The sequence below is a fragment of the Gabonibacter massiliensis genome, from assembly GCA_001487125.1.
GTDB classification, from domain to species: domain Bacteria; phylum Bacteroidota; class Bacteroidia; order Bacteroidales; family Marinifilaceae; genus Gabonibacter; species Gabonibacter massiliensis.
This window is the reverse complement of sequence record LN913013.1, coordinates 1,386,504-1,398,805: the sequence shown is the minus strand read 5'-3', so window position 1 is coordinate 1,398,805 and position 12,302 is coordinate 1,386,504. Positions and strand designations below refer to the sequence as shown.

Annotated in this window: 11 protein-coding genes; all 11 read left to right on the top strand. The window is 35.0% G+C overall.

The annotated features are described in order from the left end of the window. Window positions 1-18 precede the first annotated feature (18 nt). The 11 genes from BN3283_RS10225 (at window position 19) to BN3283_RS10175 (ending at window position 12,299) form a co-directional block, all read left to right on the top strand. The gene (locus BN3283_RS10225; RefSeq protein ID WP_059026588.1) at window positions 19-1,524 is read left to right on the top strand and encodes a sugar transferase; all 1,506 of its coding nucleotides are present in this window, start codon (window positions 19-21) and stop codon (window positions 1,522-1,524) included. Between the two features lie 111 nt (window positions 1,525-1,635). Continuing rightward, entirely contained in the window at window positions 1,636-2,853 is a 1,218-nt protein-coding gene (locus BN3283_RS10220) for an ATP-binding protein (RefSeq protein WP_059026587.1), read from the top strand. A 22-nt stretch (window positions 2,854-2,875) separates the two neighbouring features. Next, window positions 2,876-3,277: a winged helix-turn-helix domain-containing protein gene (locus tag BN3283_RS10215; RefSeq protein ID WP_059026586.1), complete on the top strand. Its 402-nt coding sequence runs from the start codon at window positions 2,876-2,878 to the stop codon at window positions 3,275-3,277. Window positions 3,278-3,370: 93 nt separating this feature from the next. Beyond that, window positions 3,371-3,892: a hypothetical protein gene (locus tag BN3283_RS10210; RefSeq protein WP_059026585.1), complete on the top strand. Its 522-nt coding sequence runs from the start codon at window positions 3,371-3,373 to the stop codon at window positions 3,890-3,892. A 143-nt stretch (window positions 3,893-4,035) separates the two neighbouring features. After that, window positions 4,036-5,058, top strand: a complete 1,023-nt coding sequence (locus BN3283_RS10205; protein ID WP_059026584.1) for an SDR family oxidoreductase — start codon at window positions 4,036-4,038, stop codon at window positions 5,056-5,058. After that, window positions 5,058-6,335: an oligosaccharide flippase family protein gene (locus BN3283_RS10200; protein WP_082667094.1), complete on the top strand. Its 1,278-nt coding sequence runs from the start codon at window positions 5,058-5,060 to the stop codon at window positions 6,333-6,335. The genes BN3283_RS10205 and BN3283_RS10200 overlap by 1 nt, the downstream gene beginning before the upstream one ends. A 482-nt stretch (window positions 6,336-6,817) precedes the next feature. After that, window positions 6,818-7,738, top strand: a complete 921-nt coding sequence (locus tag BN3283_RS10195; protein ID WP_147625581.1) for a hypothetical protein — start codon at window positions 6,818-6,820, stop codon at window positions 7,736-7,738. Window positions 7,739-7,931: 193 nt separating this feature from the next. Continuing rightward, window positions 7,932-9,245 (top strand): phenylacetate--CoA ligase family protein, encoded by a 1,314-nt coding sequence (locus tag BN3283_RS10190; protein ID WP_059026581.1) that lies wholly within the window; start codon window positions 7,932-7,934, stop codon window positions 9,243-9,245. A 41-nt stretch (window positions 9,246-9,286) separates the two neighbouring features. Then, entirely contained in the window at window positions 9,287-10,222 is a 936-nt protein-coding gene (locus BN3283_RS10185) for a glycosyltransferase family 4 protein (RefSeq protein WP_059026580.1), read from the top strand. Continuing rightward, the gene (locus BN3283_RS10180; protein WP_059026579.1) at window positions 10,219-11,223 is read left to right on the top strand and encodes a lipid II:glycine glycyltransferase FemX; all 1,005 of its coding nucleotides are present in this window, start codon (window positions 10,219-10,221) and stop codon (window positions 11,221-11,223) included. The genes BN3283_RS10185 and BN3283_RS10180 overlap by 4 nt, the downstream gene beginning before the upstream one ends. Then, a complete protein-coding gene (locus BN3283_RS10175) occupies window positions 11,220-12,299 on the top strand; it encodes a DUF354 domain-containing protein (RefSeq protein WP_059026578.1) in 1,080 nt (359 codons plus the stop codon). Before BN3283_RS10180 ends, BN3283_RS10175 begins: the two co-directional genes overlap by 4 nt. The last annotated feature ends 3 nt before the right edge of the window (window positions 12,300-12,302 follow it).

The window sequence follows — 12,302 nt, the reverse complement described above, 5'->3', positions numbered from 1 at the left end:
TTATCTCTGAATAGTAGCATGAAAACGACCCGGAAATGGGGAATACTAATCCTTTTCGATCTTTTACTGGTGGTCCTGGTATTCGGGGGCTCCGGTTGGATAGGAAGATTTCCCGGATGGTGGATATCGGGAAGTGCCGCGTGCCTCTGGGTTTTGTTGGGCGTGATTTCGCGGAAACTTAATTTCACGGAATTTCAACGGATTCGCTATGCTTTTATTACGATCGGATTGGTGGACGTATTGTCTGCTGTCCTGCTTTATGCATTGTATGAGATTTTAGAGCTGACTTTTTACGGTGGCGGAAATTATGTCATAGTTGTCGGATCATTAATCCTTTTGGAGTGTTGTTTTTATCTTGTCGTCCGGCTGTTGGTCATGCGCAAAATTCCTTTCCAACAGGAGGATGAGGCAATAAAACGTTATCATCGGTTGTCGGCAAAATATGCGGCCCGGATGTTAACGGGAGAACAGAGTCCCGATTTAAAAAAATTGTTGGAATTGCTCCGGTGTCATCCCATGAGTAATCCCGTGAGGTGGAGGAATACTTACGAGGCTCGTTTTGCCCGGGAAACGAAATTAATGGCTATTAAAGAGCGGGAGGAGTTGGAGGGTTATTCCCGCGGCTGTTTCGATATGTTCGTGAACCTGTCCCGGGTGAATAAGATTCGTCGGGTGAATAAGTTTTTTATTCATGTAAATAAATTACTGAATGTAGGAGATGTTTTTGTTTGCTGTTGTCAGACGAGTGAAATACGCAAATCTCAAATATTAGGTATCTATCCCTGGGGATTAAACTATTTGATCTATACGACGGATTATGCTTGGAACCGGATTTGTCCGAAACTACCTTGTCTTAAAAAAATCTATTTTACTCTCACGGGAGGTCGTTATCGGGTATTTCCCCGTCCGGAGATATTAGGACGGTTGTATTGTTGCGGTTTCGAGGTAAAACAGGAAGAGTATATTCACGGTCTGCTTTACGTGATTGCGGTCAAAACCAAACCGCCTTTCGAAGATCCTTCACCCAGTTACGGGCCTTTGGTGAGGTTGAGACGGGTGGGAAAAGACGGAAAATTGATCGGGGTATACAAGTTCCGGACTATGCATGCCTATGCCGAATACCTGCAACCTTATATCTATCAGCATAACCGTTTACAGGAAGGCGGAAAATTCGCGGATGATTACCGGATTTCCGTTTTCGGCCGGTTTATGCGTAAATGTTGGTTGGATGAATTGCCGATGCTGATCAATATTTTGAAAGGCGACATGAAGCTGATCGGGGTACGTCCGTTGAGCCAGCATTATTACAGTCTTTACTCCCCGGAGTTGCAGCAATTGCGTATCCGTACCAAACCGGGACTTTTGCCTCCTTTTTACGCGGATATGCCTAAAAATTTGGAAGAGATAGAGGCCAGTGAACGCCGTTATTTGGAAGCCTATTTGCAACACCCCTTTTTGACGGACTGGAACTATTTTTGGAAAATCTGGAACAACATCCTGATCAAACGGAAACGTTCGGCTTAAAAGTTTTAAGTATATTTAAAACCTTATGGAATTTTACGGAAAGTTTTAATCGTATTTAAAACTTTTGCCTATATTTGTGGAAGTTTGAATCATACTTAAAACTTTTTCGAGATGAGAATTCCAAAAAATATAAAAGAACGAAAACAATATATTTCACGCATTGTACCTTTTATGAAGCAATCTATCATTAAGGTATTAACAGGGCAAAGGCGTGTAGGAAAGAGTTATATGCTTTTTCAATTGATAGAGAAGATACAAAATGAGGAACCGGATGCATCTGTTATTTATATTAATTGTGAAAATTTTGAATTTGAGTCCATACGAACAGCTATAGATTTACATCAGTATATAGAGTCACGTCGGGAACCGGGACGTCTAAACTATATTTTTATTGACGAGATTCAAGAAATTGAAGATTTTGAAAAAGCACTTCGCTCTTTGGTATTAAATGAGGAAAATGACATTTATGTGACGGGTAGTAATGCACATTTGCTTTCCGGTGAGTTGGGAACTTACTTGAGTGGTAGGTATGTGGAGTTTAAGATATATAGCCTTTCTTATCCGGAGTTTTTACAATTTCACGAGTTGTCCGATTCTTTTCAAAGTTATGATAAGTATTGCAGGTATGGAGGCTTGCCTTATTTGGTAAATTTAGCTTTGAGGGATGAAATTGTTGATGATTATTTACAAAGTGTTTATTCTGCCATTATTTTTCGTGATGTAGTTGCTCGGTATAAAGTACGTAATATTGCTTTTTTAGAAAAACTGATTCAATTTCTTGCTGAGAATACCGGAAGTCTTTTTTCTGCTAAAAATATAAGTGATTATCTGAAATCCCAACGGGTGACTATTTCGGTAAATCAGATACAAACGTACGTTTCACATCTTGTAAATGCTTTTTTGATACATCGGGTTGAGCGTTACGACATGGTTGGTAAACGGATTTTTGAGGTCGGGGAGAAGTATTATTTTGAAAACTTAGGACTTCGTAATACTATTATCGGTTATAGAATAACGGATAAGGCAAAGATTTTAGAAAACGTGGTGTATAATCATTTGTTGTATGACGGTTATAAAATTAATATAGGATATAATGGCAATAAAGAGATCGATTTCATTTGTGAGAAGGCATCGGAAAAACTCTATGTTCAAGTTGCTTTAAAATTGAATGCTGAAAAAACAATAGAACGGGAATTTGGAAACTTGTTGAAAATACCGGATAATTTTCCTAAAATAGTCGTGTCAGAAGATGATTTTTCAGGAAATACTTATAAGGGAATCCGACATTATTCTATTCGGGATTTCCTAATGCATCGTGCCCCCAAATGAAATTGGTATTTCGAAATAAAGCATGGTTATCTTTCAGGTGGTAAATAAGCCTGTAAAGCCGATATCCGTTCAGGGGAGATTTACCCGTATTCGGGAAGCTATCGCATCTTATCCCACGATGAAGTATGATTTTTACGTGATGGGAAACGGTTGTTTTTCGGAATTAAGCTATGAAAGACAAAAAATATCAACGGCCGAAATCGAAGATAGCGGATTAAAAGATTCTGTGGAGAAAACTGTGGAGAAAATAGTAGAAGCGATAAAGGTTAATCCTTTTATAACACAAAAAGAGTTGGTGAAAATAACAGGATTATCGCATCGTGGAGTCGAATGGAATCTACAACAACTAAGGAAGAATAAGATAATTTTGAGAGTGGGGCCTGCTAAAGGAGGTCATTGGGAGATCAATAAAGAAACGGAATAAAAACAGCTATACCGTAATTCGAATATTTTTTCGGATATAACTTATCGTTCCTCTTCTGTTCTTGGATAAGAGGATATCTATTTGCGTTTAGTAATGAATAAAGTTGAAAATACGAACCGCTCTTGTCCGGTAGATGGTAGTCGCGGGACTCCGCTGTGGAAAGTCAATTACTACCGGACAAAGATGCTGACCGCTCTATTGGATGACTTGGTGCAATTGGAATCCGTCGGGGCGGATGCCGAGTGCTTTGGAGAGATTCGTCTTTCCTTGGAATATTTTATCAATGCTTTGACCGAGGTTCCGAACGGGGTGCTGTCCGGTAAACCCTTGTACAAGATGGTCGAAGACTTTTTAGAGTCGTGCCGGGAGTGGGACGAGATAAAAGGGACAAGCCGGGATAGCGTCTTGAAACGGCGGGCCGTCATTCGAAAACTCAGGAAAGCCAGGCAGTGCGTTTCCGATAAGATGCGGAAACTCCAGTACCAGTTAGAGAACAATACCGATATGCAATTGCTTTCCGATGCCTACCGGGCCATGGGAGGCATAATGAACCTGCTTCCGGATACATTTAGACATGTAGGGAAAGTGGTAAAAAGATATCTAAAGATCAATTGAGAAATTAAGAGATTAAAGGATTAAGTGATTATGTGATTGGGAGATATAATGATTAGGAGATTTGAATCACAAAATCACGGAATTGCTAAATCATTGAATCACAGAATTTATCAGATTTACAATTTAAAATTTACAATTAGAAGATGCATACTTTAAAAATAGTGGTAACCGGGGGCGCGGGCTTTATCGGTTCAAACCTTTGTGAGTATTTTTTACAGCAGGGTTATCAGGTGGTTTGCTTGGATAATCTGGCAACCGGTCATATTGAAAACATGTCTGAGTTTATCGAACATCCGGCTTTCACCTTTATCGAAGGCGATATCCGGGATTTGGAGACATGCCGGAAAGCGGTCGGGGGAGCCGATTATGTATTGCACGAGGCCGCTTTGGGAAGTGTTCCCCGTTCCATCAAAGACCCTATTACCACGAATGAAGTGAATATCGGTGGCTTTCTGAATATGCTGGTCGCGGCTCGGGATGCACGGGTAAAACGATTCATTTATGCGGCATCCTCTTCTACTTACGGGGATTCCAAAGAGTTACCCAAGGTCGAGGAACATATCGGTCGTCCGCTTTCTCCCTATGCCATTACCAAGTATGTCAATGAACTGTATGCTGATGTATTCAGTAAAACTTATGGGATCGAATGCATCGGGTTGCGTTATTTCAATGTATTCGGGAAGCGTCAGGATCCGAACGGGGCTTATGCGGCCGTAATTCCGCTTTGGGTAAAACAATTGCTTCGAGGAGAGAGTCCCGTGATCAATGGAGACGGTTCCTTTTCCCGGGATTTTACCTATATTGCCAATGTGATCGAGGCTAATGAAAAAGCAATGACAACTCCGACTGAATTGATCCGTCAACGGGCGAAATTTTACAATTTGGAACTATCGGATGATCACGCGATTAATCTGGTGTTTAACGTGGCTTTCGGTGGTAATACCACTTTAAATTCCTTGTATGAAACCCTTCGTCATAATCTGGCTTTCCATGATCCCCGGATTGCGGCACTTGAACCGACCTACGGTCCCGAACGTGCCGGAGATATCCCGCATTCCCAGGCTTCTATTTTGAAAGCTCAACGGATATTGGAATATGCCCCGAAATATGATGCGGCCGAAGGTTTTAAGATGGCTTGCGAATGGTATTGGAATAATTTAAAGTGATGAATTTAAGACAAGTACTAAAATCTCGATTAAAGAGTCGGAATACAAAGATATTAGTATCTAATTTTTCTTCGCTTTTATGTTTGCAGTTAGCAAATTATGTACTTCCACTTATAACGTTACCTTATTTAGCGCGTGTGTTAGGTGTAGAAAAATTTGGTGTTTTAGCATTTGCTATGTCTGTCATCGCTTATTTTCATACAGTTGTAGATTTTGGTTTTAATTATACTGCTGTAAGAGATATTGCAAAAAATAGGAACAATTTGAAATACATATCAGAAGTTTTCTGTACTGTAATGTATGGACGTATTATTTTAATGATTCTGAGTTTTTGCCTATTGCTTGTATTGATTTTTCTTATTCCTTTTTTTTATGAGAATCGCTGTATTTTAGTATTAACATTCTTATATATTCCCGGGTATATTTTGTTCCCCGAATGGTTTTTCCAAGCAATGGAGGAAATGAAGTACATAACAATTTTGAATATAATTGCTAAATTGATATTCACTTCATTGATATTTATTGTGATTAGGAGTGAGGATGATTATATATACCAGCCGATTTTATCTGCAGTCGGTTTTTTAGTTGCAGGTCTGATATCCTTTGGTATTATTATAAAGAAATTCAAGCTGATTATTATTAGGCCTATTTATAGTTTGATTATAAATAAGATAAGAGAGAGTTGGAATATGTTTATAACTATTTTTATTCCGAATATATACAATAATTTCTCTACCATTTTACTGAGTTATATGAAAGGAGAATTTGCAGTAGGGATTTTTGAAGGAGGAACTAAATTGACTTCTATAAGTAGTATTGTAACAAAAGTTTTATCTAGAACATTTTATCCATTTTTGTCTAGAAGGATAGATAAACATGATTTCTTTGTAAGAATTTCATTATCCATCTCTCTGTTATTAAGTCTTGTATTGTTTTTAGGTGCTGATTTTTTTATACATATTATGTTGGGAAATTCTTTTGATGATTCTATAATTGTTTTAAAAATATTGGCATTATCTCCTTTTTTATTGGGAGTGTTAGATGCTTATGGGACAAATTATTTAGTTATAATTTGTAAAGAAAAGGAATTAAGAAATATAACGGTAGCATGCTCAATTGTTGGTTTCATTATCTCTTTTCCCTTGATTTATTTTTGGGGATTTTTAGGTGCTGCGGTTGTTTTGTTAGTGACTCGTGGGGGAATGGCTTTATGGGTGTATTTATATAGTTATAAACAAAAAAAGAAAAGAATATTTCAAAATATTTATGGAAAATAGAAAGATAAATGAAATTAATACTTCCTTTTTGTGAATAATAACTATTTATTTTATTATATTTTGAGAATAATGAGTTATCTATATGGTTTTAGAGTAAATCTTAAAATGCTTAATAAATGAAAAAAGATTCATTAGGTTTTATTGATTTTATGTATATCATATTTTTTCCGATCAGTCTTTTGTACTCTACTTCTGTCTCTATCTTTTTTGAAAAAGGATCGTTCATCGGTCTTATTGTAAACGTTTCATGGTTTGCTTTTCTTGTTTATGCTTGTTTTTTTTATTATAGAGTGATTCCCAAATTTATATTTATCTATCTATTCCTGTCTTTATTATTATTGTTGATTTTTTTTAACTCGTCGAGTCTCGAAATCTCTTTGAGAATTTATTGTAAGTGTGCTATTGGAATACTGTGTTTACCTCTAAGTTATAGTATATTTAGTAATAGCTTTAAAATTAGAGAGTTCCTAAAAATAAACATCTTGTTATTATTATTGATATTTGTTTATCTCATTGTCGCTAACGTATTTAAATGGCATACCTCTTATGGCTATAGAAATGAGAATATGTTTTCTACAGGAAATATATATAGCGATACTCTATATTTAATAGTGTATATTCTTATGGGATTACCTTTGATCTTAAGTTTTTACCCAAAGAAAAAGTGGTGGATTTATTTATTGTCCATTTTTTGTTTTGTTTTTCTTATTATTTTTATGAAAAGAACTGTTATTCTCATGATTATTTTGGGAATAATGATTATTTATGGAATTGTAAATTATTACTTATCAAGATATAAGTCATTTTATCGTTCTACTGTTTTTGCAAGAAAGTATGTGTTTTTATTTTTGACATTGATTTTGTGTATAATGTCTTTTTTTAAAGACACTATTGAAAGTCAACTTGCTCGACGTGAACAAGCTTTTGTAACTGAGCATTTCAAAGAAGAAGGGCGAGTGAAAGAATGGGAGGCTGTATGTGATGAAATTTTGTATGAAGGAAATATTGTATTATTGTTATTGGGGAAGGAACCGTTTAATTCTGTTGGAAATTACGGACATGGAAAATTTGGACCTCGACAGATACATAGTGATTATTCGGCGTTGCTACACGGTACAGGTATTATAGGGATTTTTTTTTATTTTGGTATACATGTTTACTTACTTGTATTATTAATTCGTTTAAAATGCGGAATCCCGCTTCTTCTTTTTCGAAGAAATCCGGTTTCAGTTTACCTTTTTGCTATTTCTGTCAGTTTACTTTTATTGAGATTTATATCAGCTTCTTCCGGTAATATAGATGCTGTCTTGTCTAATGCATTGTTTTATACCTATATAGGAATTACATTACGTTTCTTGTCCAATTATAGAAAAAAAATAGTAAGGCTAAAAAATAGTGTATGATCTTTTATGTGAATAGACGAAGGATTTATATTAACAAAGGTTAGTTTCTGTCGATAAATAATTACTAACGAGTTAAATAGATTAGATTTTTTATCAGAATCTTATGGGATTAATTTTTAATGTGTAAATGCATAAAGCAATTATTCGGAAGTTTCTTTAAATCAAAAATTACAATAATTTTTAAATATATAGCATGAATATTACATATTTCATGGATCTATTATCTGGGAAAAAAGTTAATAGATACTATAAAGAATATTTAAAAACTCAATGGTATTCTATTGAAAAAATGAGAGAATATCAATTGATTAAGTTGAGAAAACTGCTTTGCCACTGCTATGAGCATGTTCCGTATTATCGGGAATATATGAACGAAAATAATATTAAAATTGAAGATATAAAGAGTATTGAGGATTTAAAACTATTTCCTATTCTTACTAAAGAGCTTATTCAAGCTAATTATGAAAAGTTTATTCCTACGAATATTAGAGAAATCAAAGGTGTAAAGACATCACAAACGGGGGGAACAACTGGAAATATTTTGTTTAAAAGAAATGATGCAAACACACGTAGTTCGGTATGGGGAAGTTATAAGCGTTTTCAAAATAATTGGATGAAGGTAAAAGATCGAGATAAAAAATTGATATTAATGGGAGGTCATGTTGTAAAACATGGAATTATAAATAGTTTAAAGTTTCGTTTTATACACTACATTCAAAATGAAAAAGTTTTTGATGTATATGATACGACAGAGGAAAACTATTTTAATATAAAAAAAGCTTTATTTAAAAGTAAGTTTGTATGGATTAGAGGATACCCGCAGTTTATTTTCTCTTTGGCGAAACGATTAAAAAATGAGACATTAGATTTTAATATAAAAGCTATTTCTACGACGGCAGAACCATTAACATTGGAACATCGGACCTTATTTAAAGAGATTTTTCATGCGGAATTGTTTGATCAGTATGGATGTGGTGAAATTGGGGGAATTGCTTACGAATGTGAGAAGCATAATGGGTTACATGTAACGGAAGAAAGAGTAATATTAGAGATAAATAACAATAATGAATTGATTATAACTGATTTAGATAATTACTCCATGCCTTTTATTCGTTACTGGAATGCAGACCAGGTAGTTTTAAGCAAGGAAGAGTGTCCTTGCGGGAGAAAGAGTACGTTAATAAAAGAAATATTGGGACGTACATGTGATTATATTATTGGTGTAAACGGCGAATTTTTGCATTGGGCTTATTTCTGGCATCTTTTTTTCGATAGCAATGTTGCACAGAAAAGAAATCTTCGGAGATTTCAAGTTGTTCAAATGGCGTCGGATCAATTGTTATTGCGAGTAGTTGCTGATGAATTTTCAGATGAAGAGAAGATTTTTTTCAGAGAAAATATTCAGCAACGTTTAGGTAAAATAGAAATTAAATTTTCTTTTGAGGATGATATTGAACTAACTAAGACCGGGAAATATCGTCCGGTAGTTAATAAATTATTGAGTTGATACCTTTTTATTGGTATGGATTTGTGTTTTGAAAAGATGTTATGAAAGTTCTTTTTGTAAGTAGTGGAAATTCAAATCGGGGAATTAGTCCTATTCTTAGAAATCAAGGAGATTCTTTAGAAAAAGAGGGATGCCGGATAGAATATTATACAATTGAAGGGAAAGGGTTGTGGGGATATCTAAAGAATGTTTTACCTCTTAGGAGATTTTTAAAACAAAGTGACTTTGATATTGTACATGCTCATTACTCATTGTCCGTTTTTGTTGCCAGTCTTGCTGGTGCGAAACCACTGATTGCTTCCTTGATGGGGAGCGATGTTCAGGCCGGATGTTACTATAAATACATCATTCGGATATTTACTTTTTTGTTTTCTTGGAAGGTAATAATAGTCAAATCGGTGGATATGAAAAAAATGTTGGGTATTAGAAAGGCTTTGGTCATTCCTAATGGAGTCAGCTTGGAGCGTTTCAAACCTTTAGATAAAACTGAAAGTCGAAAAAGATTAGGATGGGATCTGAATCGGAAACATTTACTTTTTGCCGCTGATCCTGGACGGTATGAAAAAAATTACTCTTTGTTTGAGAGTGCAATTAATGTGATTAATGATACTAATATACAGATACATTTTTTAAAGAATATCCCTAATGCGGAAACACTTTTTTGGTATAATGCAGCTGATGTCGTGGTATTGACAAGTTTATGGGAAGGTAGTCCCAATGCAATAAAAGAAGCTATGGCCTGTAATTGTCCGATTGTTGCGACAAAGGTGGGAGATGTTGATTGGTTATTAAATCATGAGGAAGGATGTTTTCTCACAAATTTTGATGTTAATGATTGTGCTAAGCAATTGAAAAAAGCCATCTGTTTTTCTAAAGAGTGTAGTAGAACAAATGGGCGGCAAAGAATTTCGGATTTAGGTTTAGAAAGTAAAAATATAGCAAAAAGAATTATTGAAATTTATAATAATATTCTGTGATACAAGTATTTAATAAGATTGATCAAATAAACGTTGATCAATGGGAACTTTTAGTGAGTAGGTCTAAATCAGCCTCTTTTTTTCAATCAAAAGAATGTTATGATTTTTATGCATCCCTATCATTTATGGAGCCCTTTGTTTTTGCTGTTTCTAAAAATGATATTTTAAAGGGGGTTGTAGTTGGTTATATTCAAAAAGATGGGGAAAAATTGAAACAGTTTTTTTCCAGAAGAGCGATTGTTCCTGGTGGTGCTTTATTGTCCAATGATATTAGTGAGGAAGCATTGAAGAGTTTATTGCTATTTTGTAAAAAAGAACTTGCTTCAAAAGCAATATATATTGAATTCCGAAATTATAATGATTACTCTTTATTCCGACCTGTATTTGAAAGTGTAGGATTTGATTATAAAGCTCATCTGAATTTTCATATGAATTGTGTTTCTGAAGATGTTGTGAAAAAAAACTTGGGAAATAGTCGGAAAAGGGATATTCGAACTTCTTTAAGAGATGGAGCTGAAATAGTTGATGAACCGACCTTCCAAGAAGTTGAAAATTATTATGATATCCTTTTGGAGTTGTACAAAACACGTGTAAAAACTCCTTTATTTCCCTTTGAATTCTTTAATAAGCTTTATAGAGAACATTTTGGTAAATTTCTGTTGATTCGTTTGAAGGGAGAAATTATAGGGGGAACTGTTTGTGTGATATTGAAAAATCGAGTAGTGTATGAATGGTTTGCATGTGGTTTGGATGGAAAATTCAAAAATATATATCCTTCGACATTGGCTACTTGGAGCGGAATCAAATATGCTACTGATCATGATATTCCGTTATTTGATATGATGGGGGCAGGTAAACCGGATGAAGGATATGGAGTGAGAGATTTTAAAGCAAAATTCGGGGGTAAACTTGTAGAACACGGGAGATTTTTATGTGTCACTAAGCCTTTGTTGTTTCAAATTGGAAAATTAGGGGTGAAATTATTAAAAGCAAGAAAATGAAAATATTGATAGATATCGGACATCCTGCACATGTGCATCTTTTTAAGAATTTTGCAAAAGAAATGATAGCTAAAAGTCATGAAGTATTGTTTACATGCCGGGATAAGGAATTTGAAGTTACACTTTTAAAGCAAGAAGGATTTCAATTTAAATCTTTTGGTAAAAAGTATAAATCACTTTTGGGAAAAGTCTGGGGAATGTTGAAATTTGATTGGAAAGAATTTAATGTTGCTCGGAAATTTAAACCGGATCTATTTTTAAGCCATGGGTCTCCTTATGCTGCTCATGTTGCTTGGTTATTACGGAAACCATGTATCGCAATGGAAGATACCGGAAATAAGGAACAGATGCGTTTATATGTACCTTTTACTGATGCCATATTAACGCCGGACAGTATTTCTTGTAGTTTGGGTAAGAAACAAATCCGATATTCCGGATATCATGAATTGGCTTATCTTCATCCAAACAATTTTCAGCATTTGCAATCAGGGCATTCTATATTGGGATTAAAGCCTGGTGAAAAATATTTTATTATCAGATTTGTCGGGTGGAATGCCTCTCATGATATGGGACTAAGAGGTTTATCGGTAGATAATAAAAAAGAGCTTATAGCGTATTTAAAAAGAAAAGGTAGAGTTTTCATTACCTCGGAGAAGAGACTACCAAAAGATTTTGAACCTTATCGTATTACTATATCACCTGAAAAAATTCATGATGTATTGTGTGATGCTCAATTGTTAGTTAGCGAAGGGGGAACGATGGCTTCGGAAGGTGCGATGTTAGGAGTGCCCACTATCTTTATTTGTAGTTCCATAGATTCTCCTTTAGCCTCTGTTCTTAGGCAGCAAGAGAGGGAAGGACTATTGACCGCCTATAAGGATTTTGACGGTGTAATGGATAAAATAAAAGAAATTCTGGAAAATACTGCCTATCCAATGGCTTGTAAAAGAAACTTGTTAGCAGCCTTGTCCTATAGAATAGATGTGGTGGCGTTTATGGTATGGTTTATAGAAAATTGGCCTCAAAGTTATGAGGTCATGAAAAATAATCCTGAATATCAGTTTAATTTTAAATGAATC